Source organism: Mesorhizobium sp. LCM 4576 (assembly GCF_001854815.1).
GTDB classification, from domain to species: Bacteria; Pseudomonadota; Alphaproteobacteria; order Rhizobiales; family Rhizobiaceae; genus Mesorhizobium; species Mesorhizobium plurifarium.
The window spans coordinates 56,592-81,660 of sequence record NZ_MDDT01000015.1 but is presented as its reverse complement, the minus strand read 5'-3'; the positions used below and the strand labels follow the sequence as shown (position 1 = coordinate 81,660).

The following is a 25,069-nucleotide window of genomic DNA, read 5'->3' as shown; positions in this document are numbered from 1 at the left end:
CTACTCCGCCGCGCCCTTGAAGGCGCTGGCGCCCGTCTCGAACTGCAGCTTGGCGAGCCGCGCATAGGTGCCGCCCTTGGCGACAAGGCTCTGATGCGTGCCTTCCTCGACGATGCGCCCGCCGTCCATGACGAGGATGCGGTCGGCCTTGAGCACGGTGGCCAGCCGGTGCGCGATGACGATGGTGGTGCGGCCGCGCATCAGCCGCTCCAGCGCCCTTTGCACCAGCGTCTCGCTTTCGGCGTCGAGCGCCGAGGTCGCTTCGTCGAGCAGAAGGATCGGCGCGTCGCGCAGGATGGCGCGGGCAATCGCGACGCGCTGGCGCTGGCCGCCGGACAGCGTCACGCCGCGCTCGCCGACCTGGCTGTCATAGCCATTGCCCAGCCTGGCGATGAATTCATCGGCAAGGGCGGCCTTTGCCGCGGCCTCGATCTCGGCGTCGCCGGCGCCCTGCCTGCCGAAGCCGATATTGTCGCGGACGCTCGCCGCAAAGATGGTGACGTCCTGCGGCACGATCGCGATGCGCTGGCGGATGGCGGCCGGATCGGCCTCGCGCAGATCGACGCCGTCGATGACGACGCGGCCGCTCTCGGGATCGTAGAAGCGCAGGATCAGCGAGAAGACGGTGCTCTTGCCGGCGCCTGAGGGCCCGACGATCGCCACCGTCTCGCCCGGCTTCACCTGGAAGCTCAGGCCATGCACGGCGGCGCGGTCCGGCCGCGCCGGATAGGAGAAGGAGACATCGTCGAAGCTGATCGCGCCCTTGGCGGTGGCAGGCAACGGAACAGGGTCGACGGGCCGCTGGATCGCCGGCGTCTCGGCCAGGATCTCGGTCAGCCGCTCGGCGGCRCCCGCCGCCTGCGACAGCTCGCTMCACACCTCCGACAGCGCGCCCAGCGCGCCGGCGGCAAACACCGAATAGAGCAGGAACTGACCGAGCGTGCCGGCCGACAGSGTGCCGGCAAGCACGTCGCGCGAACCGAACCACAGCACCGCGACCACGGACGAAAAGATCATGAAGATGGCGAAGAAGGTCAGGAACGAGCGCGCGAACACCGATGCCCGCGCGGCCTCGAAGGCGGCGTCGACGGCGCTTGCGAAGCGGCCGGTAACCAGCTTCTCGTTGGTGAAGGCCTGCAGCGTGCGCACCGCGCCGATCTGCTCGCTGGCATAGGCGGTGGCCTCGGCGAGCGTGTCCTGCGCCATGCGCGATTTAYGGCGCACCGAACGGCCGAATGCGACCAGCGGCAGCACGATCACCGGGATCGCCACCAGCACGAGGCCGGAGAGTTTCGGGCTGGTGACGACCATCATCGCCACCGCGCCGAGGCCGAGGATGAGGTTGCGCAGCGCGACCGAGGCAGTGGCGCCGACCGCCGACTTCACCTGCGTGGTGTCGGCGGCGAGCCGCGACACGATCTCGCCCGAATGCGAGCGGTCGAAGAACGCCGGCGACAGGGTCGTGACATGGGAAAAAACGTCGCGGCGGATGTCGGCGACGACCCGCTCGCCGAGCGTGATGACGAAATAGTAGCGGCTGGCCGAGGCGGCCGCGAGCAGCGCCGCCATCGCCACGAGCGCGGCGAAATACTCCGCGATGAAGGTCGAGCCCRATGCCTGGAAACCGTGATCGATCATGCGCCGCACGGCCATCGGCAAGGCAAGCGTCGTCACCGCCGCCACGATCAGCGAGATGATGGCGCCTATCGCCAGCTTCCGGTAGCGGGTGATATAGGGAAAAAGGCTGCGGAGCGGCCGGACCGAGCGTCTGCGCTCGCCTGCACTGGCACCGATTTCCGCCATGAGCATTTCCTCTGGCCGCTTGCCGGGACCGCGTTTCAATATGCGTCCGCCGCGGCCTTGTGATTCAATTCCGGCTGATGTATAGGCTCGCCGACCGTTTTAGAAGCCGTGGCTTTTCATTAGCTGCGGCTTCGAGTTTTAAAAAGGGGCGCATCGACGCAGGCCTTTGGCCCGTCACCAGCGCCGGCAGCCAGGAAACACGACAATGAAGGCCGATATCCATCCCGACTACCACACCATCAAAGTCGTCATGACCGACGGCACCGAGTACCTGACCCGTTCGACCTGGGGCAAGGAAGGCGACACGATGAACCTCGACATCGACCCGACCACGCACCCGGCCTGGACCGGTGGCCAGCAGACCCTGCTCGACCGCGGCGGCCGCCTGTCGAAGTTCAAGAAGCGTTTCGAAGGTTTCGGCCTCTAAGCCGGATATATCGACAGGTTTGAAAAACCCGCCTTCGAGGCGGGTTTTTTGTTGGCAGTTTTTCCTTCYCCCCGTTCAACGGGGAGAAGGTRCCCGAAGGGCGGATGAGGGGCAGCGCCGAACCTTGAAGTTCAAGGTTCCTCGCCCATGAAGTGGGGAGAGGTGGCTCGGCGAAGCCGAGACGGAGAGGGGAGCGCCCTTCGAAGGCCCCGCTCCGTCCGCTTCGCGGACACCTCGCCCCGCTCTTGGCGGGGGCGAGGAACCCAAGCCTTGCGACGCTGCGGAAATCGTTCCTACTCTCCCACCAACTCCCTCAGCGCCATGCGCTTGTAAGCCGCGACCAGTCTGTCGCCCTCGTCGCGGTCGACCGAGATCGCCAGCCGCACGGCGGCTTCACCCATCTGCCACACCAGAAATGCCGTCGTCTCCAGCTCGACCGGATCGGCATCGGGCCTGAGCCGTTTCAGCACCGCGACCAGAAAGTCGGCGTTGGCGCGGCTGTCGGCCAATTCCAGTTCGCGCAGCGCCTTGTCGGCCTGCGTGCCCGACCAGACGTCGCGTATCACCGGCTCGGCCAGGAACAGCCGGTAGTAGATGTCGACCAGTTCCGAGAACGCCTGTCTAAKGCCATCCTTGTCGCCGACATCCTTCAGCGCCGCGGAAATGCACGCCTGGCTTTCGGCCGTGTAGCGCTCGGCCAGCGCCCAGACGATCGCCCGCTTGTCCGGAAAGAACTGGTAGAGCGAGCCGATCGAAACCCCTGCCCTTTCCGCGACCTCGCCCATGCGCATGGCATCGCTGCCCTGCTCGGCAATCAAGGCCGAGGCGGCCGCGAGCATGCGCTCGACCCGTTCGCGGCTGCGCTGCTGGCTCGGCGACCGGCGCGGCGAAGCGATGGCGGCCTGATCGGCCTTCGCGGCGACTTTCTCGTCCATGGCTCTCTCCAGGCGATTTTTCCCACAACTGGCTTGACTCAAAAAATACGAGGGTTTATCACGTTTTGCAAATGTGAGGATTTATCACGTTTTAATCCTGGCCCCTGGAGCAACTGAGATGATGAAACTTCTTCCCACCCTCACCTTCATCGCCGCGATCGGCTCGGGCGTCGTCGGCGGCGTGTTCTTCGCCTTTTCCAATTTCGTCATCGCGGCACTTGCCCGGCTGCCCGTCCCAAGCGGCATCGCGGCGATGAATTCGATCAACGTCACGGTGATCACGCCGACCTTCATGACCGCGCTGTTCGGCACCGGCCTGATCTGCCTGGTGTTGATTGCCGCCGTTTTCTTCGGCTGGAGCCAGTCGGGCTCATACTGGCTGCTTGCCGGCGCCGTGATCTATTTCGTCGGCAATCCGATCGTGACCATGGTCTTCAACGTACCGCTCAACGACGCGCTGGCCGCCGTCGATCCGCAGAGCGCCGAYGGCGCCGCCGTGTGGGCGAACCATCTGAGCCAATGGGTGATGTGGAACCATGTCCGCACCGTCACCGCCATCGTGGCGATGGCCTGCTTCATCATGGCGCTGATTTGAAAGGCGCCTAGTTCAAAACGAAAGAGCCGGCTTCAAGCCGGGTCTTTCGTTTTATGCCCCTTGCGGTCGGCGTGGCCGAGATCCCGCTCCGGATCGATGACGTCGCGGACCAGCTGCTTCAGCTTCGCCGCGTCCGGAAAACCGCCGTCGCGCTTGCGTTCCCAGATGAGCTGATCGTTGCAGGAAATGGAGAAGATGCCGCCAGTGCCCGGAACCAGTGTCACCTCGCCGAGATCGGTGCCGAAGGTCGAGAGCAGTTCCTGCGCCATCCAGCCGGCACGCAACAGCCATTGGCATTGCGTGCAATAGGTGATGCGGATGACGGGCAGCGGCTTCTCGCTCATATCGGATCCGCTAGGCCGGTCAGGCCGCGCTGAGCTTGGCCATCGTTTCGTCGTCGACCTCGAAATTGGCGTAGACGCTCTGCACGTCGTCATCGTCCTCGAGCGTGGCGACCAGCTTCATCAGCGACTGCGCCCGCTCTTCGTCGACCGGGACGTTGTTCTGCGGCTGCCAGATCGGCTTGACCGATTCCGCTTCGCCGAGCGCCGCTTCCAGCGACTTCGACACTTCGCCGAGATTTTCGAAGCCGCAATAGATGGTGTGGCCTTCCTCGTCGGACTCCACATCGTCGGCGCCAGCCTCGATCGCAGCTTCCATCACCTTGTCGGCGCTGCCGGCCGAGGCCGGGTAATAGATCTCGCCGACACGGTTCCACATGAAGGACACCGAGCCGGTTTCGCCGAGCGCCCCGCCGGCCTTGGTGAAGGCGGCGCGCACGTTGGAGGCCGAGCGGTTTCGGTTGTCGGTCAGCACTTCCACGATCAACGCCACGCCGCCCGGGCCATAGCCCTCATAGCGCACGGCCTCATAATTTTCGGCGTCGCCGGCGGACGCCTTGTTGATGGCGCGCTGGATGTTGTCCTTCGGCATCGACACCGCCTTGGCGTTCTGCACCGCAAGGCGCAGCCTTGGGTTCATCGCCGGGTCCGGCGTGCCGGTCTTGGCGGCGACGGTGATTTCGCGCGCCAGCTTGGAAAACATTTTCGACCGCACCGCGTCCTGGCGGCCCTTGCGGTGCATGATGTTCTTAAACTGCGAATGGCCAGCCATGGCACCCCTGTCGTGTTCGGCTAGAGCATTTCGAAGCGAGGTGTCGTCACCGCGTCTTCGGCAAATGCTCGAATTCAATCTTTTAGAACGTCCCGGGCATGCCTGCGAAGGCACGCGGCGCTCTTTGTCGGAATGGCCGGCTTATAGATAAATCGGCTCAATTCGTCCAGCCGCCCCGTCACTCCGGCGCCGAAGAGACCGCTCAACCCTCCAGATCGGACTTCAGCCGATCGAGAATGCTGATCGCGTGGCCGGCATACTGGCTGATCCAGCGATCGTGGATCTGCTTGATCGGCAAGGCGTTGAGATGGTTCCAGCGCTCGCGCCCCTCGCGCTTCGYCACCACCAGGTCGGCCTCCTCCAGCACTTTCAGGTGCATCATCACCGTGCAGCGGTCCATGTCCGGGAAAGCCTCGCACAGCGCGCCTGTGGTCTGCGGCTGATCCTTCAGGCGATCCAGCAATTCGCGCCGGCGCGGATGCGCCAAGGCCTTGAAAACATGGTCGTCCGCGGTTTGACTTGACATGTTATGTTTCTATAACATATCGTTTCGCGCAGCAAGGAAGGAGYTGTGGATATGTCCCTTGGTTTCAGGATTTCCGGACGCATCGGCAAACCGGTCGCCGAGGTCTTCGACGCGGTCGTCAACCCGACGAAGCTCAGCGGCTATTTCACCACCGTCGGCGGCGCTTCGGCTCCGCTTGTCGCCGGCACCACGGTCACCTGGTGGAAGGCGGTRCCGGTCGAGGTCGACGAAGTGACGAAGGACAAGCGCATCGTGCTGCGCTGGGACGCCACCGACGCTGATGGCAAGCCGGTCTACAAGACCCGCATCGAGATGAATTTCGAGCCGCTGGACGACGGCGGCACCTTCGTCACCATCGCCGAGGACGGCTGGCGCGAAGGAGAGGTCGGCCTGAAGAAATCATACCTCAACTGCGAGGGCTGGTCGCAGATGCTCGCCTGCATGAAGGCCTATCTCGAATACGGCATCAATCTGCGCGACGGCTATTATCGCAGTGAGATGAAGGGCGAAYCGGCCAACGAGACCAATATTTGAGACCCAGCATCTCCAGCCAAGGGAGGACTGTCGTGAAGGTAACGCCGTTCCTGATGTTCGAAGGCCGGGCCGAGGAGGCCGTGACCCTCTATTGCGGGACAATTCCGGACAGCAGCGTCCTCGAGATGACACGTTACGGTGCGGGCGAAGATGGGCCCGAGGGGACCGTCAAGCTGGCGCGCGCGTCCATCTGCGGTGTGGAGGTTACGCTGTTCAACAGCCCGGTCCACCACGCCTTCACCTTCACGCCGTCCTTCTCCTTCTTCGTCGACTGCTCGTCCGAAGAGGAGCTGGAGCGTATCGTCTCCGTTCTTTCCAAGGACGGCGGCTTCCTGATGCCGGCCGGCAATTACGGCTTCAGCCGTCGCTTCGCCTGGCTGAACGACCGCTTCGGCGTCTCCTGGCAGATCAACCTGCCTTGAACGGTCACCAGCAACATCCGAACGGCAGACAAGGAATCGGGAATGGAAGCCGAAATCACCGGCGGCATCAACATCGCCATGAAGGTACCGCCCCACCAATATGAAGCGACCATCGCCTTCTATCGCGATGTCGTCGGCCTGAAGCCTTTCACAGCTAAGGCGCCGGCGGTGGGGTTCGAACTCGGTCCCAACCRCCTCTGGATCGATGAAGCGCCGATGCTGAGCCAGGCCGAAGTCTGGCTGGAGCTTTTCACGCCGGACTTTGCAATCRCCGCCGATCATCTTGCCAGGACCGGTGTCGTGCGTTGCGACGCCATCGAGCCGCTGGGCGATGGCTTCCGCGGCGGTTGGATCACCAATCCGGCCAACATCGTCCACATGGTGCGGGAGCCGGACGCCTGGTGACCTGCCCGAAAGGAGAACGCCATGGAAATCGACAAAGCTCCAACCGCTGAAACCGCCATGCTGATCCGCCGGCCGGTCGCCGAGGTCTTCGAGGCGATCGTCGATCCGGYGGTCACCACGAAATTCTGGTTCACGCATTCGAGYGGCAGGCTGGACGAAGGCAAGCCGGTCGAGTGGGAGTGGCGCATGTACGGTGTCTCGACGACGGCCACGGTCAGCGAGATCGTTCGCAATGAAAAGATCGTCATGCAATGGAGCGATCCGCCGACCACTGTGGTCTGGACCTTTACCGAAATGCCCGGCGACACCACTTTCCTCGAAGTCCGCAACTTCGGCTTTGCCGGCTCTGGCGACGAGCAGGTCAAGCAGGCGGTCGACTCGACCGGCGGCTTCTCGCTGGTGTTGGCCGGCGCCAAGGCCTGGCTGGAACAAGGCCTGACGCTCGGCTTGGTCGGCGACCGTCACCCGAAGGGCATTTCGGCTTAGCGGCGCGCCGGTGCCGTAGCGGGGGCCTAGTGCCCGCCGCCCGACCCCTGYTTCTTGCGGTTCCGTGCCAGCATGTTGAGGCCCTCGACCAGCGCCGAAAAACCCATGGCGGCGTAGATGTAACCCTTGGGCACGTGATAGCCCATGCCGTCGGCGATCAGCGTCATGCCGATCATCAGCAGGAAGCCCAGCGCCAGCATGACGATGGAGGGGTTCCTTGCGATGAAGTTGGCGAGCGGTGTCGCCGCCAGCATCATCACGCTCACCGCCACGATCACCGCGATGTACATGATGGCGATCTCGTCGGTCATGCCGACCGCGGTGATGATGGAATCGATCGAGAAGACGAGGTCGAGCAAAAGGATCTGGAAGATGGCGCCGGCAAGACTCAACTGCAACGTGCCGCCGACCATCGTGTCCTGATGGTCTTGCGGATCGACCGTATGATGGATTTCCTTGGTCGCCTTCCAGACCAGGAACAGGCCGCCGGCGATCAGGATCAGGTCGCGCCAGGAAAAGCCGTGGCCGAAGGCGGTGAATACCGGCGCCGTCAGCTGCACGATGATCGAGATCGTGGCGAGCAGGATGAGGCGCATGACCAGCGCCGCCGAGATGCCCAGCCGGCGGGCGCGGGCGCGCTGCGCTTCCGGCAATTTGTTGGTCAGGATCGAGATGAAGATCAGATTGTCGATGCCGAGCACGATCTCAAGCACCACCAGCGTCAAAAGCGCGACCCACGCGGTCGGATCGGAAACAAAGTGAAAGTGCGGCGCCAGGAATTCGACAAGCTGCATGGAGGTCGTCCCCTCTACGATCTAGAGCAGTGTTGCCGCCAGTTAGGTACTTTGCACACTCGTATCAATGTCACGACCAGAAGGACGGCGCCGTTTCTTCCAGCCGCGGCCCGCGACGAAACGGCGCKATTTTTTCGGCAAGCCCGGTGCGGTCGGAAATATCGACGCCGACGCCGCAGAGCGTCGCGGGTCCAGACGCCGCTTCGAAACGGCCCTTCGGCACTTTCGACAGGAACCGGTTGAGCGGCTCCTCCTTGTCCATGCCGAGCGAGGAATCGTAATCGCCGCACATGCCGGCGTCCGAAATATAGGCGGTGCCGCCATTGAGGATCTGATGGTCGGCGGTCGGCTGATGCGTGTGCGTGCCGACCACGAGGCTGGCGCGACCGTCGACGAAATGCGCGAAGCACATCTTCTCCGAGGTCGCCTCGGCGTGGAAATCGACGATGGCCGCATCGGCCTGCTCGCCGAGCGGACAGGCGGCAAGCTCGCGCTCGCCGGCCTGGAACGGATCGTCGAGCTCGGGGTGCATGAAGACCCGCCCCATGATGTTGGCGACCAGCACACGCGCGCCGTTACGGGCGATGTAGACGCCCGAGCCGCGCCCTGGCGTGCCCTTGGGAAAATTCGAAGGCCGCAGGAAGCGCTCCTCGCGCGGCGCGAAGATCAGCGCGTCGCGCTGGTCCCAGACATGGTTGCCGGTGGTGACGACATCCGCGCCCGCCGCGAGCGTCTCGCGGAAGATCTCCTCAGTGATGCCGAAGCCGCCGGCGGCGTTCTCGCCATTAACGATGACGAAATCGAGCTTGAAGTCGGAAATCAGCCCCGGCAGCTGCTCCCAGACTGCCGTGCGTCCYGTTTTGCCAACCATGTCGCCGAGGAAGAGAAGTCTCATGCGGCGCTACGCGTGCYGAGCGCCCGAGACACCGTTTCCGGCTCCTTGGCGATAACTTGCAAATAAGCTTGCGCAGCCTGGTCCGGCTCCGTTCTGCCCTGCTCCCAGTCCCTAAGTGTGCCGAGCGGAATGCGATAGCGGACGGAAAATTCCTCCTGGGTAAGATGCAAGGCCCGACGGATCACTTTGACGCGCGCGACAGATGCCACTCCCGACCGATCCGTGTCGAGGGGAGGATTGTCCTTGTCCGTCAAGGCGCCGGCCTCCGCCTCCGCGTCGCTCATGTTGCGCAGACGCTCCCAATCGGATTCAGTTCCTGCGTGCTTGGTCATAGGCTTTCTGCTCATGGCGCGTCGCCTTCCTGGCGGAGATCAGTCTTATTCGGTCGCCGCGTTCGGTGTAAACCACTGTCAGCACCAATCCATTGACAATACCGATGCCGATAAAGCGCTCTTCTTCGTAATCCATCGAGCGATCCGAATAATGCAGGGCATGGATATCGTCGAACAGCCGTTTGGCATCCGCAAATGCCACACCGTGCTTGGTAAGATTGCTCGCTGCTTTGTCGTCATCCCACTCGAATTCAAGCATTGCGACCTACTGGAATTCAGTAGTATTTGCCAGATGGGCGCGAACGTCAAGCCGTGGCATGGCGTCCTCGCAGCCAGAAGAACCAGACGTAAAACAAGGTGAACCCGCCGGTGACGCCGAGCAGCAGCAGCMCGCCACGCCARCCCTCCATCRCCGCGGTATCGAGGTTTGATGGATCGGCCGGGTCGTAATAGAATTCCAGTTGATCGCCCTTGGCCGCCTTGTAGAGACCGACATCCTTACCCTTGCCGGACCAGGTCATCGGCACGTCGTTGACGACGTAAGCCAGGGCGACATCGATGCCGTCCGTCTTCAGACCRTTCGCCTGCATTTCGCTGTAGGGACTGACATCAGCGACGGTGGCGACCGTCCGCTGCCAGGCGACCTGATGATGCAGGGCAGTTCCTATGATGTGCGATCCCATCAAGAACAGTATCGCCGCGATCAGCGCGAAAGGCATCAGCAAATAGCGCGAAAGAACAAGCACCGCGCCCCCCCCGGCTCGACTATGGCTGCAGGAATATTATCCGACGTGTCTTTGAAACGCATTAAGCGGGTCGCGATAGTTTAAGCGATATCGAACCGGCGCAACCCGCTCTCGGTCAGTATTTCCGGAATGATGACGTCGTGGTCTTCATTGGGCACCAGCGGCACTTCCTGGCAGTCGAAGGCGATGCCRATCAGCCTGGGCTCGATGCCCTTGTCGGCGAGCTTGGCGATAGCGCGGTCGTAATAGCCGGCGCCATAGCCGATCCGGTGGCCGCGGGCGTCGAAGGCGGCGAGCGGCACCAGCATGAGCGTCGGGTCGAGCACCTCCGCCTCTTCATGCGGYCCGACCGTGCCGAACCCCATCTCGACCATCGGCGCGCCGCGCACCAGCTCGCGGAAGACGATCGTGGTCTTGTCGAGGATCGCCGGCAGGCAGAGTCTGGCGCCCTTTTCGCGCAGCGCGAACATCAGCGGCCGCACGTCGACTTCCGAGCGCATCGGCCAGAAGCCGGAGACGATCCGGCCGGGCTCGAAATCGATTTTTTCCTTCGCGGTCTCGGCCATTTCGAGCGCGATTTCCACGCGCCAGAATTCGTCGAGCGCATCGCGTCGCGCCAGCGCTTCCTTGCGAAGCTGTTTTTTCAGGTCTTTGGAAGGTGACATGCGGGGACGCTAGAAAAGGCCGAGCTTGGACGGCGTTGCAGGAACGACGTTTTCTAGCGTAATTCCAGGAAAGTGCGCAGCGCTATTCCGACCGGAATTGCGTCAAAACAGAGTGCAGGCGCAAGTCTYCCGAAATCGGCTACGCTATGCACACATCTTCCGTGACTGGCGTGACTGATCCGGCCGAGGCTTGATTGCCTCGTGGTTCCCCCAATCGGTCGCTGCTTCGCAGCGCCACCTTCCCCCGGAGGGAAAGGAAGGGAGCGTTGCAGAAAGCTCAGCGCCTTTCCTCTACCCCGTCGATCGGGGGAGAGGTGGCTCGGCGAAGCCGAGACGGAGTGGGGGTCGACCAGCGCTGCGTTGGACAATGCATGCGTCAAGCTGCCATGCTCGCCAAAGACCAGCCGTTTGTGTGCATGCCGTAGCCGAAATCGGGAGAGTGGCGATCCACACAACCGGTGGAGAGGTCGATCCCGGGTGCCTACAAAGTAGGTGGGCGCCGTGTGAGAAAACCCACGGGTCTTCCCAGGGACAGCTCCCTAAGGATCGATAAGGCCCCGGGGATAAGTTTCTCCTGCCGGGAAGCGCAGACCGCCGGGAGCAAATATAGGCCGATGGTTGGCCGTGCGCCAGAGAAACGAGCGACCATTGCGCGTAATTCGCCTTGCAGACCATCCMGACCAGAGGCTCTTCGGCAGCCGCCCTTGCGCGGCCCGTCCGGCCTCCTTACGGTCGCCGCAAAACGGCCAGGAGAAAAAATGCGTTTCGAAGGCACAGCGGCTTATGTCGCCGACAAGGATTTGATGGTCGCGGTCAACGCCGCGATCGCGCTGGAGCGGCCCTTGCTGGTCAAGGGCGAGCCGGGCACCGGCAAGACCGAGCTTGCCCGCCAGGTGGCGACCGCGCTGGGGCTCGAGTTCATCGAGTGGAACGTCAAGTCGACCACCAAGGCGCAGCAGGGCCTTTACGAATATGACGCCGTCTCGCGGCTGCGCGACAGCCAGCTCGGCGACGAACGCTTCAACGACATCGCCAACTACATCAAGCGCGGCAAGCTTTGGGACGCCTTCRCTGCCGGTAGGAAGGTCGTGCTGTTGATCGACGAGATCGACAAGGCCGACATCGAATTCCCCAACGACCTCCTGCAGGAACTCGACCGGATGGAGTTCTTCGTCTACGAGACCGGTCAGACGATCCGCGCCGAATTCCGCCCGATCGTCATCATCACCTCGAACAACGAGAAGGAACTGCCGGACGCCTTCCTGCGCCGCTGCTTCTTCCACTATATCCGCTTCCCCGACATCGACACGCTGCACCGCATCGTCGAGGTGCATTATCCCGGCATCAAGCAGAATCTGGTGCGGGCGGCGCTCACCCAGTTCTACGAGATCCGCGAGGTGCCGGGCCTCAAGAAGAAGCCCTCGACCTCCGAGGCGCTCGACTGGATCCGCCTTTTGGTCGCCGACGACATCGCGCCCGAGGATCTGCGCGCCGATCCGAAGAACATGCTGCCGAAACTGCACGGCGCGCTGTTGAAGAACGAACAGGACGTGCACCTGTTCGAACGCCTGGCTTTCATGGCCAGACGGCAGCAATAACGCATGTCGCCCAGAAGTGTGCAGCGGTTCTGGGACAACGACATGCGTAAAAACAAGGAGCTAAAGCGCGTCGCGCTTTAGCTGCCAGCAATAGCGCTTTCCCGGTCCGTGGACCGTTGCCGGCCAGTCGTCCTCAGCGCAGCTTCGGCCCAAATGTTGGAGGAGAAAATGTCCGAGATCATCATCCGCCCACTCGCGCAGTCCGACCACGCCGACTGGCGCCGGCTGTGGACCGACTATCTGACCTTCTACGAGACCAAGCTGCCGGAAGAGGTCTACGCCATCACCTGGAAGCGGCTGTTCACGGACGGCGAGTTCGAGCCGAAGGGTTTCATCGCCAGGCTCGACGGCAGGGCCGTCGGCCTCACCCACTATCTCTATCACCGCTCCGGCTGGTCCGAGAAAAACAACTGCTACCTGCAGGACCTGTTCGCGGACCCTGAAGTGCGCGGCAAGGGCGTGGGCGCCGCGCTGATCAAAGCGGTGCAGGACGAGGCCGGCAAGATCGGCGTGAAGAACGTCTATTGGATGACGCACGAGACCAACGCCACCGCGCGCAGGCTCTACGACCATGTGGCGCGGCGGACGGGCTTCATCGAATACGATCTGCTATAACGGCTTGATGTTCATCCCCTTCTTCCTCGAACTGAAGGCCGCGCGGGTTCCCGTTTCGCTCAGGGAATATCTGTCGCTGCTGGAAGGGCTGGAAGCCGGGTTGGTCGATTATGACGTCGAGGCCTTCTACTACCTCGCGCGCTCGGCCCTGGTGAAGGACGAGCGCCATATCGACCGTTTCGATCAGGTCTTTGCGCATGTCTTCAAGGGCGTCGAGGCGCTTGGCGGCCCTGACGCCGTCGATGTCGCCAATATCCCGGAAGAATGGCTGCGCCGTTTGGCCGAAAAGCATCTGACCGAGGAGGAAAAGAAGCTGGTCGAGGCGCTGGGCGGCTTCGACAAGTTGATGGAGACGTTGAAGCAGCGGCTGGAGGAGCAGAAGGGCCGCCATCAGGGCGGCTCGAAATGGATCGGCACCGGCGGCACCTCGCCCTTCGGTGCCTATGGCTACAATCCGGAAGGCGTGCGCATCGGCCAGCATGAAAGCCGGCATCGTCGCGCGGTGAAGGTCTGGGACAAGCGCGAATTCCGTAACTTTGACGACACCGTCGAGCTCGGCACCCGCAACATCAAGGTGGCGCTGAAGCGGCTGCGCCGCTGGGTGCGCGAAGGCGCCGAGGAGGAGTTCGACCTGCCCGGCACCATCCACGCCACCRCCGAGCACGGCTATCTCGACGTGAAGACCAGGCCCGAGCGTCGCAATGYCGTGAAGCTCCTGATGTTCTTCGATGTCGGCGGCTCGATGGACGACCATATCCGCGGCGTCGAGGAATTGTTTTCCGCGGCGCGCGCCGAGTTCCGCCAGCTCGAATATTTCTACTTCCACAATTGCCTGTACGAGCGCGTCTGGAAGGACAACCGCCGGCGCTTGGCCGAGACGATCCCGACCTTCGACCTGATCCACAAATACGGGCCTGACTATAAGGTGATCGTGGTCGGCGACGCCTCGATGAGCCCGTACGAGATCGCCCATCCCGGCGGCTCGGTCGAGCATTGGAATCCGGAGGCCGGGAGCGTATGGCTCACGCGCCTGTTGCAGCAATGGCCAAACGCGATTTGGCTCAATCCAGAAGCCGAGAAGAACTGGCGCTACACGCACTCGATCGCCATGATCGGCGAGATCTTCGGCGGCCGCATGTTCCCGCTGACGCTGGCCGGGCTGGAGGCTGCGACAAGGCAGTTGTCGCGCAAGCATTAGTTCCCCAGCACAGGGATTTTGACCGGTCGGCTCTGTTTGCGTTGGCAGATGGCATGCTTTGGAGATTGGCCGAAACGCCCATCGCGGTCGTCATTCCAGGGCGGAGCAGGAGCGAAGCTCCGTCGCGAAGACCCTGGAATCCATGCCGTTCCCTTCGCCAAGGCGTGCAACGGAGCAGAATTCTGCACCGCGGCGGCGGTTCGAAGTCACGGCATGGATTCTATGGTCTGCGCCGCGTCGCTTCGCTCCTTGCTCCGCCATAGAATGACGAGGTTGGGGCGGCTTCGACCAATCCCCGGCGTTTGCGCTGATTTCACGGACATGAACGGAAAATCTTGCACCAAGACAAACGRCAACCTTTCAAAATCGCTGCGTCGGTGAACGTCAAGCTCGCTTTCGCTGGCAGCGCTTGTAACAAACGCCTATGTTTCGGCGAATACCCGTTGCAAGCAACAACGAGCCGCCAAGGCCGAGGAGATTTCATGGACACCCACGCCTATCCCGTCACCCGCACCGATGCCGAATGGCGCGCCCGGCTGACGCCGGAGCAATATGYCGTCATGCGCAACCACGGCACCGAGCGCCCCGGCAGCTGCGCCCTGCTCTACGAAAAGCGCGCCGGCACCTTTTATTGCGTCGGCTGCGACCAGCCGCTGTTCGAATCCAAGCTGAAGTTCGAGAGCGGCACCGGCTGGCCGAGCTTCAACGATCCGGTGCCGGGCTCGATCGAGACCACCATCGACCGCAGCTACGGCATGGTCCGCACCGAATGCCATTGCGCACGCTGCGGCAGCCATCTCGGCCATGTCTTCGAAGACGGCCCGCCGCCGACCGGACTGCGCTATTGCATCAATGGCGTGGCGCTGCGCTTCGAGCCGGCGGCTTGATGCCTCGGAAATGACCTCGCAAAGGGCGGCTTCGGCCGCCCTTTTTCGTACAGCTCACGCCACGACCGTCGCGATCAGCCAGAGCGCCGAGCCCAGCATCATCAGCTGCGCCTTCAAGCCGCCGCTCTTCTCCGCCGTTCGCCAGACGGCGATCGTCAGGAAGATGTTGTAGGGAACAGGCAGGAAATGCACCGCCAGCACCAGCCAGAGCGGCAGCTTGAACCCGAGCAGGATCAGCGCCAGCGCCGAAGAGGTGACGTTCAAGATCGTCCCCACCAGCAGCATGTCGCGCCAGAACAGCTGGTCGAGCGGCGCTTCACCCCTCCAGCGCGCACGGAAAAAGTCGATCATGACCTATTTCTGCCCCAGGACGTCGGTCACCRCTTCTTCGAAGCGCGAGCACTCCGTCACCAGCCAGTCGGTCATGGCTGGCCAGTTGTCCTCGGCATAGCAGTTCACGTGCCATAGTGAATTGATGCCGAGGTCTTGCGCGCTCTGTTCGGGCCTGAGCTTCAGCCTGGCCTCGATCGCCGGCTGGAACGGTTTCAGCCGCGACCACGATTGCGTGGCCCCGAGCTTCTCGTTACGCCCGAAGAAGACGCCGACATGGTTCTGYGCCGGCGCGACATACATGGAAAGCACCAGGGCGAAATCCGGCAACCCACGCTGCCAGAACCAAGGCCCGCGTCGCGCCATCCTTGGCCTTTCCTCCGGGTGCCGCTCGGCGAACAGCGCCCAGAAGCCGCGATGGCGGAACTCCGAGGCGCGACGGCCGCCGAAGTCGAATTCGTTCATGGCCGGCTCCCGGCCATGAGCCTTACACCATGCCGAGAGCGGCCTTGTAGAGATCGAGGATCGACTCCTCCTCCTGGCGCTCGGCCTGATCCTTCTTGCGCAACCGCACGATGGTGCGGATCGCCTTGGTGTCGAAGCCGGTGCCCTTGGCCTCGGCATAGACGTCCTTGATATCGTCGGAGATCGTCTTCTTCTCTTCCTCGAGCCGCTCGATGCGCTCGATGATGGTGCGCAGCTGGCCGGCGGCTACAGTCTGGCTGGTCTCGGTGATTTCGTCGGCCATTTTTCTCTCCGCGTCTTCTGGAGCCAAGGCGATTCCCGCCACGGCGAATTGGAGCGGGTTCCCTGCCCGAGCGGGCGCGGCGGGTCAAGCCACTTGTCGAACGGCTGTGGACGGCTGCTGTCAGTCGTCCGTCCGACTTCCAGTTCGGCCGTCACTTAAAGGCTATGAGCAGATCCTTCGCATCGATCTGGTCGCCGGCCTTGACCAGCACCTCTGCGATCTCGCCGTCGCGTTCGGCATGYAGCGCGGTTTCCATCTTCATCGCCTCGATCGACAGAAGCACGTCGCCCGCCTTGACCGCCTGTCCGGCCGCCACGGCAAGCGCCGACACGACGCCGGGCATCGGCGCGCCGACATGCCCCTCATTCCCGGGCTCGGCCTTGCGGCGCGCCTTGGCGGCGGAAGCGCCATGCGCCCTGTCCGGCACCTTGACGCGGCGCGGCTGGCCATTGAGCTCGAAGAAGACGGTGACCATGCCCTTGTCGTCGACGTCGCCGAACGCCTGGCAGCGGACCACCAGCGTCTTGCCCTTCTCGATGTCGAGGAAGATCTCGTCCTCAGACTTCATGCCGTAGAAATAGGTCGGCGTCGGCAGCACGCTCACCGGCCCGTAGGTTTCCTGCGCCGCGGCGAAGTCGGTGAACACTTTCGGATACATCAGCCACGACGCGAACTCGTATTCCGACAGCTTGCGCTCGAGCTTGGTCTCGATGTCCTTGCGGCTGGCCTTGAGATCGGCGGGCTTCAACAGCGAGCCGGGCCTGACCGTGATCGGCTTCTCGCCCTTCAGCGCCTTCTTCTGCAGCGCCGCCGGCCAACCGCCGGGCGACTGGCCGAGATCGCCGCGCAGCATCGAGACGACCGAGTCCGGGAAGGCGATATCCTTGGCTGGGTTCTCGACATCGGCGACGGTGAGATCCTGGCTGATCATCATCAGCGCCATGTCGCCCACCACCTTGGATGAYGGCGTCACCTTCACGATGTCGCCGAACATCAGATTGACGTCGTGATAGGCCTGCGCCACCTCATGCCAGCGCGTTTCCAGGCCAAGCGAGCGCGCCTGTTCCTTGAGGTTGGTGAACTGGCCGCCCGGCATCTCGTGCAGATAGACTTCCGAGGCCGGCCCCTTGAGATCGCTTTCGAAGGCGGCGTACTGGTTGCGCACCGCCTCCCAGTAGAAGGAGATGTGGCGGATCCATTGCGGGTCGAGACCGGGATCGCGCTCGGTGCCCTTCAGCGCCTCGACGATCGAGCCGAGGCAGGGCTGCGAGGTGTTGCCGGAGAACGAATCCATCGCCGCGTCGATGGCATCGGCGCCGCTCTCCACCGCCGCCAGCACCGTTGCCGCGGAAAGCCCCGACGTGTCGTGCGTGTGGAAATGGATCGGCAGGTCCGTCGCCTCGCGCAGCGCCTTGAACAGCACGCGGGCAGCACTCGGCTTGAGCAAACCGGCCATGTCCTTGACGGCGATGATGTGCGCGCCGGCGGCCTCCAGCTCCTTGGCGAGCCCGACATAATATTTGAGGTCGTATTTGGCGCGGGCCGGATCGAGGATATCGCCGGTATAGCACATCGCCGCTTCGACCAGCTTGCCCTCGGCGCCGACGGCGTCCATGGCGACCCGCATGTTCTCGACCCAGTTCAGGCAGTCGAAGACGCGGAACAGATCGACGCCGCCGCTTGCCGCCTGGCGGACGAAATGCTGGACGACATTGTCGGGATAGTTGGTGTAGCCGACGCCGTTGGCGCCGCGCAAAAGCATCTGCAGCAGAAGGTTGGGCGCCGCCTCGCGCACCTTGCTCAGCCGCTCCCACGGATCCTCGGTGAGGAAGCGCATGGCGACGTCGAACGTGGCGCCGCCCCAGCATTCCAGCGACAACAGCTGCGGCAAGGCCCGAGCATAGGTGCCGGCGATGYCGACGATGTCATAGGTGCGCATGCGCGTGGCGAGCAGCGACTGGTGGYCGTCGCGCATCGTCGTGTCGGTGACCAGCACCTGGCGCTGCTCCCGCATCCAGCTCGCGAATTTCTCCGGGCCGAGCGCATTGAGCCTCTGCTTGCTGCCGTCCGGAATRTGGCCGTTCAGGTAGGGCACCACGGGTGCCGCCGCATTCGGCTTCGGCATTGGCCGGCCGCGCGTCTCGGGATGGCCGTTGACGCTGACATCGGCCAGATAGGTGAGCAGCTTGGTGGCRCGGTCCTGCCGCTTCACCTGCTCGAACAGTTCCGGCGTCGTGTCAATGAACTTGGTCGTGTAGGAATTGTCGGCGAAGCGCGGGTGGTTGATGATCGCTTCGAGGAAGGTGAGGTTGGTGGCGAYGCCCCGGATGCGGAACTCGCGCAGCGCCCGGTTCATGCGCGAGATCGCCTCGGCGGGCGTCGGCGCCCAGGCCGTTACCTTTTCGAGCAGCGGATCGTAGAAGCGGGTGATGACCGCGCCCGAATAAGCGGTGCCGCCATCGAGCCGGATGYCGAAGCCGGCCGCCTCGCGATAGGCGGTGATGCGGCCATAGTCCGGGATGAAATTGTGCTCCGGATCCTCGGTGGTGATGCGGCACTGCAGCGCGTGGCCGTTGAGCCGGATGTCCTTCTGCGCCGGCACGCCCGATTGCTTGGTGCCGATGGCGAAGCCGTCCAGGATGTGTATCTGCGCCTTGACGATGTCGATGCCGGTCACCTGCTCGGTGACGGTGTGCTCGACCTGGATGCGCGGATTGACCTCGATGAAGTAGAATTTGYCGGTGTCGGCATCCTGCAGGAACTCGACCGTGCCGGCGCCGATATAGCTGGTCTCACGCGCGATCTTGAGCGCATAGCCGCAAAGCTCCTGACGCAGCTCTTCGCTGAGATAGGGTGCCGGCGCGCGCTCCACGACCTTCTGGTTGCGGCGCTGGATCGAGCAGTCGCGCTCGAACAGGTGCACGGCGTTGCCGTGGGTATCGCCCAGCACCTGCACCTCGACATGGCGGGCGCGCTCGATCAGCTTTTCGAGATAGACCTCGTCCTTGCCGAAGGCGGCCTTGGCCTCGCGCTTGCCCTCCATCACCTCGCGCGCGAGGTCGGCCTCGGAACGGATGGCGCGCATGCCGCGGCCGCCGCCGCCCCATGAGGCCTTGAGCATCACCGGATAGCCGACCTCCGCCGCGAGCTTCTTCACCTCGTCCATGTCGTCGGGCAGCGGATCGGTCGCCGGCACCACCGGCACRCCGACCTCGACCGCCAGGTTGCGCGCGGCGACCTTGTTGCCCAGCCGGCGCATCGTTTCCGGCTTCGGACCGATGAAGGTGATGCCRRCCGCCGCGCAGGCTTCGGMGAATTCGGGGCTTTCCGAGAGCAGGCCRTAGCCGGGGTGGATGGCGTCGGCGCCCGACAGCCTGGCGACCCGGATCACCTCCTCGATCGACAGATAGCTCTCGATCGGGCCCATGTCCTTGGCAAGATGCGGTCCGCGCCCGACCTGATAGCTCTCGTCGGCCTTGAAGCGGTGCAGCGAATATTTGTCCTCCTCCGCCCAGATCGCCACGGTTTTGAGACCGAGCTCGTTGGCCGCGCGGAATACGYGGATGGCGATTTCGGACCGGTTGGCGACAAGGATCTTCGTGATGGCCAAGGACTGGGCTCCAGCAGCGGAAGGGACGATGAACCGGCGCAATGATTAGCGTGAAAATGCTGCAGTGCAAACAAATTTGCGCGACACCTAAAGCGATTTAACTCGCTTGTTTGCGTCAGACCGTCATTTGCTTTTCCGCCGACATCGGCGGTCTGGGGCGGGTATTCCGGGCGCGCGGCGCGGGAGCTCTCCTGCAAGGGCCGCAAACCCGCAAACGAAAATGCCCGGCGCACGCGCCGGGCATCCCGAAAAGTCGGCTTGAATTGGCCGGCTTATTTCTCGAAGTAGGCGTACTTGCCGTCGTCGCCCTTCTTCCATTCGTAGATGACATAGTCAGGACGGGTGATGTCGCCCTTGGCGTCGTAGCCGATGTCGCCGATGGCCGTCTTCCAGGTGTTGGCCCGGATGGTTTCGGCAACCTTCTGCGCGTCGTCGGCYGAGCCGGTCTTGGCGATGGCCTGGGCGATGATCTGCACGGCGGCATAGGAGTAGAGCGTGTAGGCTTCCGGCTCGAAGCCGGCGGCGCGGWACTTCTCCACCACTTCCTTGGCGGCCGGATTCTTGCGCGGATCCGGAGCGAAGGTGTTGAGCGTGCCGGCAACGGCGTCGCCGGCGATCGAAGCCAGTTCGTTGGAGACGATGCCGTCGCCCGAGAACAGCGGCGCCTTCAGGCCCTGGTCGRCCGACTGACGGATGATCAGGCCGGCTTCGGTGTGCAGGCCGCCCCAGTAGATGAGCGTGACGCCGTTTTCCTTCATCTTGGCGATGAGGGCCGAGAAGTCCTTGTCGCCGACATTGACGCCTTCATACATCACTTCCTTGATGCCGTTGGCGTTGAGATTCTTCTTGGTCTCGTCGGCGAGGCCCTGGCCGTAAGGCGTCTTGTCGTGGACGATGGCGATTTTGGCGTCCTTGAAGTTCTTGGCGATGTAGTCGCCGGCCACCTTGCCCTGCTGGTCGTCACGACCGCAAGTGCGGAAGGTGTTCCACATGCCGCGCTCGGTAAACTTCGGGTTGGTCGCGGCAGGCGTGATCTCGAGAATGCCGTTTTCCTGATAGACTTCCGAGGCCGGGATCGACACGCCCGAGTTGAAGTGGCCGTCGACATACTTGACGCCGTCGGCGACGAACTTGTTGGCGACCGAGATGCCCTGCTTGGGATCGGACACGTCGTCGCCGATCTCGAGCTTGAGCTGCTGGCCGAGGATGCCGCCCGCCGCGTTGATGTCRGCGATCGCCTGTTCCGCGCCCTTCTGCAGCTGTGCGCCGAAGGCGGCGTTCGGGCCGGTGATCGGACCGGCGACGCCGATCAGGATGTCAGCGGCCCACGCGCTGCCGCTGAGCGCGACGAACGCGGTCAGCRCAACGGCGGACAAGAGTGATTTTTTCATTGAAACGCTCCCATTTACGGAGTGGGCGTGGATGATACTTTCATGCGATGCCCACCCTTATCGCAGAAAGCATAGAATGCCGATTTTCAGGCACTTGTCACGCCGATTCATCCCCGAGACGGCGTTAATCATGAACGTCAACCTTTCGGTTTCCAGCTTAATAAGGAAGCTCTTTCATAGAGCCAGTTATACTGGGTGACCATCTGGTTGGTGCGCGTGTATTGATAGCCGAGGAAGCCAAGGATCATCAGCACGATGGTGTCGACGATATAGTAATGCAGCGAGAACATCGTGCCCTCGAACAGGRCATGATGGATGAACCTGATGCCGACGCCGAGGCCGAGCATGTAGAAGAACAGCTGCAAGTGGCTRCTCCAGGTCTRCGYCGCCGCCTTGCCGGTCATCCACGCCGCCCAGCCGCCGAGCAGGCATGTGACGAACAGGAACTGCCAGATCGAGGCCTCTTCGTAGAGAATACCCATGATTGATCTCCCCCGATCTCAGTGATGTCCGCCTTCGAGATAGGCGGCGCGCACTTCCGGATTGGCGAGCAGTTCCTTGCCGGTGCCGCTCATCGTCACATTGCCGTTGACCATGACATAGCCGCGATTGGCGAGCTTGAGCGCGCCGAAGGCGTTTTGCTCGACAAGGAACACGGTCAGTCCCTGCGCCTTGTTGAGCTCGCGTATGGCGTCGAAGATCTGCTTGACGATCAGCGGCGCCAGACCCAGCGACGGCTCATCGAGCAACAAAAGCTTCGGCCGCGCCATCAGCGCGCGCCCGATCGACAGCATCTGCTRCTCGCCACCCGACAGCGTGCCGCCGCGCTGGGCGATACGCTCTTTCAGCCGCGGGAACAGCGCGAACACTTTCTCGACGTCCTCGTCGTAATGTTTGAGGTTGTCGAGGCTGGCGCCCATCTGCAGGTTTTCCATCACCGTCATGCGCGGGAAGATGCGGCGTCCTTCCGGCGACTGGGCGATGCGCAGGCGGGCGATCTCGTGCGTAGGCAACTGGGTGATGTCGGTGCCCGCGAAGGTGATGGTGCCGGCTCGCGCGCGCGGAGCGCCGAAGATGGTCATCATCAGGGTCGACTTGCCGGCACCGTTGGCGCCGATCAGCGCCACGATCTCACCCTGGTTGACCTGCACGTTGACGCCGTTCAGCGCGCGGATGTTGCCGTAGTAGGTCTCGACGCCCTTGATGTCGAGCAGCGTTGTGCCGGCCATTATTTGCGCCCTCCACGCGTCGCGGGCTTGGCCGCCGCTTCCTTCGCCAGCGCTTTCGCCTGGCCGATCCAGTCTTCGCGCTCGATGCGCCCGTCAAAGGCGAGATAGGCTTCCGCCGCTTCGATGTCGGCCTTCTTCCAGGCGGCGATCTGGTCGAAATGGAAGATGCCGTGCTCGTTCAGCTTGCGCTCGTTGACCGGGCCGATGCCCTTGATGCGGATCAGGCTGTCGGCCTTGCCGCCGCGCGGCGCGTCGAGGCGGTTGGAGATGCCGGYGGTTTTCGCGGCGGGAGCCTTCGCGGCCGCCTTTGTCGATCGYGCTTTTGCTGCCGGCTTCTTCGCCGCCGGAGCAACGATCGGCTTGCTGGCGATCGACGCGGAGCGCGCGTCGACCTGGGCCGCCTTCGAGGCCCCTTTGGACACCGTGACCCGCTCGCCCTCGTTGGCATGTTCGACGCTGTCCGAAACCGGCCCCGCCATCATCGAAGCGGAATTGCCCGGCCCGTGCGCCGGGTCGGGGCCCGTATCGAGCTGCTCGATGACATCCTCGTCGCCGACTTCGGTGAGCACTTCTTGCACCTCCTCGTCGTCGACGCCGAGATAGGCGGCGATGACGCGCGGATCGGTGCGCACCGACTGCGGATTGCCGTCGGAAATCTTGCGGCCATATTCGAGCACCACGACGTGGTCGGAGATCTGCATCACCACCGACATGTCGTGCTCGATGAGCAGGATCGAGGTACCGGTGCTCTTGATGCCCATCAGGAGCTCGTTGAGCGCGGCCGATTCCTTCGGATTGAGGCCGGCGGCCGGTTCGTCCAGGCACAGAAGCTCCGGCCCGGTGCACATGGCGCGCGCGATTTCCAGCCGCCGCTGCGCGCCATAGGGCAGGTCGCCGGCCGGATCGTCGGCGCGGTCGACGAGGCCGGCCTTCTCCAGCCAATGCCTGGCGAGCTCGATCGATTCGGCCGAGGCCTGGCGATAGCTCGGGAAGCCGAACAGGCCGAGGAAGGTATAGCCCGAGGCCTTCATCAGCTTGTTGTGCTGCGCAACCAGAAGGTTCTCCAGCAGCGTCATGCCCGAGAACAGGCGGATGTTCTGGAAGGTTCGCGCCACATTGGCGCGCGCCGGGATCTCGTGGTTGGGCAAGCGTTCGAGCAGATAGGTCGAGCCGTCACGCTTGTTGAGCGTGATCATGCCCTCGGTGGGCTTGTAGAAGCCGGTGATGCAGTTGAACACCGTCGTCTTGCCGGCGCCGTTCGGCCCGATCAGCGCGGTGATCTCGCCGCGCCTGGCCTGGAACGACAGGTCGCCGATGGCGACAAGGCCGCCGAACTTCATCGACAGATGCTCGACCTGCAGGATGAAGTCGTTCGAGGAAGGGGTCGCGTTCATCAGCCGTGGCCCTCCTTGGTGAAGGAGGCTGAGACCGCTCTTCGCTCCTTCAGGAAGGCTGTCGGTTCCCGGCTGCCGACGAAGCCGCGCGGCTTCCACAGCATGACGATGACCATGGCCATGCCGAACAGAAGCATGCGGTAGAGTTCAGGCGTGAAGTCCGGCCCGAACACGGCCTTGAGGAAGTCGAGCTCGCGCAGGATTTCGGTGCCGCCGATCATCACCAGCGCCGCCACGGCGATGCCGCCGAGCGAGCCCATGCCGCCAAGCACGACGATGGCGAGGATGATAGCCGATTCCAGGAAGACGAAGGATTCAGGGCTGACGAAGCCTTGCCTTGCCGCGAAGAACGAGCCGGCGAAGYCGCCGAACATGGCGCCGGTGGCGAAAGCGGTCAGCTTGGTGGTGGTCGTGTTGATGCCGAGCGAGCGGCAGGCGATCTCGTCCTCGCGCAGCGCCTCCCAGGCGCGTCCCACCGGCAGGCGACGAAGCCTGATGGTGACGAAGGCGGTGAGGAAGCAGAGCGCCAGGATCAGATAATAGAGGAAGATCTTGTAGTAGGCGCCCGACTGAGYGATGTGCAGCACCTTGGCGATATAGTTCGGATCCGAGACGTTGAACGACATCAGGCCGAAGAACGACACTTTCGGAATGCCGGAGATGCCGGCCGAGCCGTTGGTCACCTCGCGCCAGTTGATCAGCACCAGACGGATGATCTCGCCGAAGGCCAGCGTGACGATAGCCAGATAGTCGCCGCGCAATCTCAGCACGGGAAAGCCGAGCAGGACGCCCCAGAAGGCGGCCATGGCCCCGGCGGCCGGCAGCAGGATCCAGAATGACAGGCCGAAATGCGTGCCGAGCAGCGCATAGGCGTAGGCGCCGACAGCGTAGAAGGCGACGTAWCCGAGATCGAGCAGGCCGGCGAGACCGACGACGATGTTGAGGCCCCAGGCCAGCATCACGTAGATCAGGATCTGGATGCCGAAATTATCGACCCACTTCAGCGAGCCCTGGAAGCCGAAGGCGAGCACCATCGCAATGGGGTAGAGGATCAGCAAGGTGGCGCCGATCTTGTTGAAGTTCCGCCTGACAAAGCCGGGCTCGGCGACAATGGCGGGCGCTCCTGCCTTCTCGGCCTTACGCCGCTCCATGGCCGGGACGGCGTAAGCCACATAGAGGAAGCGGCCAACGGTGACGGCGCCCACCACGATGGCGAGCAAACCCCAGCGCTTCACCAGGATCAGCTCGTTGCTGATGTTCTGGTCGGTCCTCAGGCCGATGAACAGCACGAACAGGCCAAGCGAAATGGCGCCGGCGTAAAGCGCCTCGCGAAAAGCGCGTTGTACGGGAGTAGCGACGTCGTCGCGCTCCGAAGACACGGTAGCGGCCAT

The 25,069-nt window shown here is 63.3% G+C and carries 30 protein-coding genes and 1 other RNA gene; 10 read left to right on the top strand and 21 right to left on the bottom strand.

Annotation, left to right across the window (positions count from 1 at the left end; all coding sequences use genetic code 11):
- Nucleotides 1-1,803, bottom strand: a complete 1,803-nt coding sequence (locus LCM4576_RS07465) for an ABC transporter transmembrane domain-containing protein (RefSeq protein WP_071031490.1) — start codon at nucleotides 1,801-1,803, stop codon at nucleotides 1-3.
- 205 nt (nucleotides 1,804-2,008) lie between these two features.
- Between LCM4576_RS07465 and rpmE the strand changes: the two genes are divergently transcribed.
- Nucleotides 2,009-2,230, top strand: coding sequence for a 50S ribosomal protein L31 (gene rpmE, locus LCM4576_RS07460; protein ID WP_040974396.1), 222 nt, complete (start codon nucleotides 2,009-2,011; stop codon nucleotides 2,228-2,230).
- A gap of 293 nt (nucleotides 2,231-2,523) precedes the next feature.
- Here the strand turns inward: rpmE and LCM4576_RS07455 are convergent, their stop codons facing one another.
- Nucleotides 2,524-3,165 carry a TetR/AcrR family transcriptional regulator gene (locus LCM4576_RS07455; RefSeq protein ID WP_071031402.1) on the bottom strand — a complete coding sequence of 214 codons (642 nt, stop codon included), beginning with the start codon at nucleotides 3,163-3,165 and terminating at the stop codon, nucleotides 2,524-2,526.
- A gap of 118 nt (nucleotides 3,166-3,283) precedes the next feature.
- Here LCM4576_RS07455 and LCM4576_RS07450 point away from each other — a divergent pair, with 118 nt between their 5' ends.
- Entirely contained in the window at nucleotides 3,284-3,760 is a 477-nt protein-coding gene (locus LCM4576_RS07450; RefSeq protein ID WP_071031400.1) for a DUF1772 domain-containing protein, read from the top strand.
- A gap of 32 nt (nucleotides 3,761-3,792) precedes the next feature.
- On the opposite strand, the gene LCM4576_RS07445 is transcribed toward LCM4576_RS07450, so the two are convergent.
- The 3 genes from LCM4576_RS07445 to LCM4576_RS07435 form a co-directional block, all read right to left on the bottom strand.
- Entirely contained in the window at nucleotides 3,793-4,104 is a 312-nt protein-coding gene (locus tag LCM4576_RS07445; protein ID WP_071031398.1) for a SelT/SelW/SelH family protein, read from the bottom strand.
- A 19-nt stretch (nucleotides 4,105-4,123) separates the two neighbouring features.
- On the bottom strand, nucleotides 4,124-4,873 hold the full coding sequence (locus LCM4576_RS07440; protein WP_040991660.1) for a YebC/PmpR family DNA-binding transcriptional regulator: 750 nt from the start codon (nucleotides 4,871-4,873) through the stop codon (nucleotides 4,124-4,126).
- Nucleotides 4,874-5,075: 202 nt separating this feature from the next.
- Nucleotides 5,076-5,399 carry a helix-turn-helix transcriptional regulator gene (locus tag LCM4576_RS07435; protein WP_071031396.1) on the bottom strand — a complete coding sequence of 108 codons (324 nt, stop codon included), beginning with the start codon at nucleotides 5,397-5,399 and terminating at the stop codon, nucleotides 5,076-5,078.
- A gap of 51 nt (nucleotides 5,400-5,450) precedes the next feature.
- Here LCM4576_RS07435 and LCM4576_RS07430 point away from each other — a divergent pair, with 51 nt between their 5' ends.
- Genes LCM4576_RS07430 through LCM4576_RS07415 form a run of 4 tightly spaced genes read left to right on the top strand, consistent with a single transcriptional unit; the run spans nucleotide 5,451 to nucleotide 7,246 of the window.
- Nucleotides 5,451-5,933, top strand: coding sequence for an SRPBCC domain-containing protein (locus LCM4576_RS07430; protein WP_071031394.1), 483 nt, complete (start codon nucleotides 5,451-5,453; stop codon nucleotides 5,931-5,933).
- A gap of 32 nt (nucleotides 5,934-5,965) precedes the next feature.
- The gene (locus tag LCM4576_RS07425) at nucleotides 5,966-6,355 is read left to right on the top strand and encodes a VOC family protein (protein ID WP_274534958.1); all 390 of its coding nucleotides are present in this window, start codon (nucleotides 5,966-5,968) and stop codon (nucleotides 6,353-6,355) included.
- A 42-nt stretch (nucleotides 6,356-6,397) separates the two neighbouring features.
- On the top strand, nucleotides 6,398-6,760 hold the full coding sequence (locus LCM4576_RS07420; protein WP_071031390.1) for a hypothetical protein: 363 nt from the start codon (nucleotides 6,398-6,400) through the stop codon (nucleotides 6,758-6,760).
- A 21-nt stretch (nucleotides 6,761-6,781) separates the two neighbouring features.
- Nucleotides 6,782-7,246 (top strand): SRPBCC family protein, encoded by a 465-nt coding sequence (locus tag LCM4576_RS07415; protein ID WP_071031388.1) that lies wholly within the window; start codon nucleotides 6,782-6,784, stop codon nucleotides 7,244-7,246.
- Between the two features lie 26 nt (nucleotides 7,247-7,272).
- Here the strand turns inward: LCM4576_RS07415 and LCM4576_RS07410 are convergent, their stop codons facing one another.
- The 7 genes from LCM4576_RS07410 to ssrS form a co-directional block, all read right to left on the bottom strand.
- Nucleotides 7,273-8,040, bottom strand: coding sequence for a TerC family protein (locus LCM4576_RS07410; protein ID WP_040991655.1), 768 nt, complete (start codon nucleotides 8,038-8,040; stop codon nucleotides 7,273-7,275).
- Nucleotides 8,041-8,110: 70 nt separating this feature from the next.
- Nucleotides 8,111-8,935: a YmdB family metallophosphoesterase gene (locus LCM4576_RS07405; RefSeq protein WP_040991654.1), complete on the bottom strand. Its 825-nt coding sequence runs from the start codon at nucleotides 8,933-8,935 to the stop codon at nucleotides 8,111-8,113.
- Entirely contained in the window at nucleotides 8,932-9,267 is a 336-nt protein-coding gene (locus LCM4576_RS07400; protein ID WP_071031387.1) for a DNA-binding transcriptional regulator, read from the bottom strand. Before LCM4576_RS07400 ends, LCM4576_RS07405 begins: the two co-directional genes overlap by 4 nt.
- Nucleotides 9,245-9,526 (bottom strand): BrnT family toxin, encoded by a 282-nt coding sequence (locus LCM4576_RS07395; RefSeq protein ID WP_071031385.1) that lies wholly within the window; start codon nucleotides 9,524-9,526, stop codon nucleotides 9,245-9,247. The genes LCM4576_RS07400 and LCM4576_RS07395 overlap by 23 nt, the downstream gene beginning before the upstream one ends.
- Before the next feature lie 46 nt (nucleotides 9,527-9,572).
- The gene (locus LCM4576_RS07390; protein ID WP_071031383.1) at nucleotides 9,573-10,013 is read right to left on the bottom strand and encodes a DUF3592 domain-containing protein; all 441 of its coding nucleotides are present in this window, start codon (nucleotides 10,011-10,013) and stop codon (nucleotides 9,573-9,575) included.
- A gap of 80 nt (nucleotides 10,014-10,093) precedes the next feature.
- Nucleotides 10,094-10,678, bottom strand: coding sequence for a 5-formyltetrahydrofolate cyclo-ligase (locus LCM4576_RS07385; protein WP_071031381.1), 585 nt, complete (start codon nucleotides 10,676-10,678; stop codon nucleotides 10,094-10,096).
- Between the two features lie 440 nt (nucleotides 10,679-11,118).
- A non-coding RNA gene (ssrS, locus tag LCM4576_RS07380) (6S RNA) lies at nucleotides 11,119-11,274 on the bottom strand.
- A gap of 162 nt (nucleotides 11,275-11,436) precedes the next feature.
- Here ssrS and LCM4576_RS07375 point away from each other — a divergent pair.
- The 4 genes from LCM4576_RS07375 to msrB all read left to right on the top strand — a co-directional run bounded on the left by LCM4576_RS07375 (nucleotide 11,437) and on the right by msrB (nucleotide 14,976).
- A complete protein-coding gene (locus tag LCM4576_RS07375) occupies nucleotides 11,437-12,276 on the top strand; it encodes a MoxR family ATPase (protein ID WP_071031379.1) in 840 nt (279 codons plus the stop codon).
- Between the two features lie 168 nt (nucleotides 12,277-12,444).
- Complete coding sequence (locus LCM4576_RS07370; protein ID WP_071031489.1) at nucleotides 12,445-12,891, top strand: GNAT family N-acetyltransferase; 447 nt, start codon at nucleotides 12,445-12,447, stop codon at nucleotides 12,889-12,891.
- Nucleotides 12,892-12,898: 7 nt separating this feature from the next.
- Nucleotides 12,899-14,089, top strand: coding sequence for a VWA domain-containing protein (locus LCM4576_RS07365; RefSeq protein ID WP_071031377.1), 1,191 nt, complete (start codon nucleotides 12,899-12,901; stop codon nucleotides 14,087-14,089).
- 482 nt (nucleotides 14,090-14,571) lie between these two features.
- Entirely contained in the window at nucleotides 14,572-14,976 is a 405-nt protein-coding gene (msrB, locus tag LCM4576_RS07360) for a peptide-methionine (R)-S-oxide reductase MsrB (RefSeq protein WP_071031375.1), read from the top strand.
- A 54-nt stretch (nucleotides 14,977-15,030) separates the two neighbouring features.
- On the opposite strand, the gene LCM4576_RS07355 is transcribed toward msrB, so the two are convergent.
- The 9 genes from LCM4576_RS07355 to livM form a co-directional block, all read right to left on the bottom strand.
- On the bottom strand, nucleotides 15,031-15,327 hold the full coding sequence (locus LCM4576_RS07355; protein ID WP_071031373.1) for a hypothetical protein: 297 nt from the start codon (nucleotides 15,325-15,327) through the stop codon (nucleotides 15,031-15,033).
- A 3-nt stretch (nucleotides 15,328-15,330) separates the two neighbouring features.
- Entirely contained in the window at nucleotides 15,331-15,771 is a 441-nt protein-coding gene (locus LCM4576_RS07350) for a hypothetical protein (RefSeq protein WP_071031371.1), read from the bottom strand.
- Nucleotides 15,772-15,793: 22 nt separating this feature from the next.
- The gene (locus tag LCM4576_RS07345) at nucleotides 15,794-16,054 is read right to left on the bottom strand and encodes a DUF2312 domain-containing protein (RefSeq protein WP_040991643.1); all 261 of its coding nucleotides are present in this window, start codon (nucleotides 16,052-16,054) and stop codon (nucleotides 15,794-15,796) included.
- Between the two features lie 151 nt (nucleotides 16,055-16,205).
- Nucleotides 16,206-19,664: a pyruvate carboxylase gene (gene pyc / locus LCM4576_RS07340; RefSeq protein ID WP_071031370.1), complete on the bottom strand. Its 3,459-nt coding sequence runs from the start codon at nucleotides 19,662-19,664 to the stop codon at nucleotides 16,206-16,208.
- Between the two features lie 272 nt (nucleotides 19,665-19,936).
- The gene (locus tag LCM4576_RS07335; protein ID WP_071031369.1) at nucleotides 19,937-21,055 is read right to left on the bottom strand and encodes a branched-chain amino acid ABC transporter substrate-binding protein; all 1,119 of its coding nucleotides are present in this window, start codon (nucleotides 21,053-21,055) and stop codon (nucleotides 19,937-19,939) included.
- A gap of 137 nt (nucleotides 21,056-21,192) precedes the next feature.
- The gene (locus LCM4576_RS07330) at nucleotides 21,193-21,540 is read right to left on the bottom strand and encodes a DUF6867 family protein (protein ID WP_071031367.1); all 348 of its coding nucleotides are present in this window, start codon (nucleotides 21,538-21,540) and stop codon (nucleotides 21,193-21,195) included.
- Nucleotides 21,541-21,555: 15 nt separating this feature from the next.
- The gene (locus LCM4576_RS07325) at nucleotides 21,556-22,284 is read right to left on the bottom strand and encodes an ABC transporter ATP-binding protein (protein ID WP_071031366.1); all 729 of its coding nucleotides are present in this window, start codon (nucleotides 22,282-22,284) and stop codon (nucleotides 21,556-21,558) included.
- Nucleotides 22,284-23,678 (bottom strand): ATP-binding cassette domain-containing protein, encoded by a 1,395-nt coding sequence (locus LCM4576_RS07320; RefSeq protein ID WP_071031364.1) that lies wholly within the window; start codon nucleotides 23,676-23,678, stop codon nucleotides 22,284-22,286. The genes LCM4576_RS07325 and LCM4576_RS07320 overlap by 1 nt, the downstream gene beginning before the upstream one ends.
- A complete protein-coding gene (gene livM / locus LCM4576_RS07315; protein WP_071031362.1) occupies nucleotides 23,678-25,069 on the bottom strand; it encodes a high-affinity branched-chain amino acid ABC transporter permease LivM in 1,392 nt (463 codons plus the stop codon). Before livM ends, LCM4576_RS07320 begins: the two co-directional genes overlap by 1 nt.

Bases quoted from the DNA above. Each gene is read 5' to 3' on its own strand.
- rpmE (WP_040974396.1), top strand. From the start codon at position 2,009: ATGAAGGCCGATATCCATCCCGACTACCACACCATCAAAGTCGTCATG.
- LCM4576_RS07355 (WP_071031373.1), bottom strand. From the start codon at position 15,327: ATGATCGACTTTTTCCGTGCGCGCTGGAGGGGTGAAGCGCCGCTCGAC.
- LCM4576_RS07370 (WP_071031489.1), top strand. From the start codon at position 12,445: ATGTCCGAGATCATCATCCGCCCACTCGCGCAGTCCGACCACGCCGAC.
- LCM4576_RS07395 (WP_071031385.1), bottom strand. From the start codon at position 9,526: ATGCTTGAATTCGAGTGGGATGACGACAAAGCAGCGAGCAATCTTACC.
- LCM4576_RS07345 (WP_040991643.1), bottom strand. From the start codon at position 16,054: ATGGCCGACGAAATCACCGAGACCAGCCAGACTGTAGCCGCCGGCCAG.
- LCM4576_RS07440 (WP_040991660.1), bottom strand. From the start codon at position 4,873: ATGGCTGGCCATTCGCAGTTTAAGAACATCATGCACCGCAAGGGCCGC.
- LCM4576_RS07445 (WP_071031398.1), bottom strand. From the start codon at position 4,104: ATGAGCGAGAAGCCGCTGCCCGTCATCCGCATCACCTATTGCACGCAA.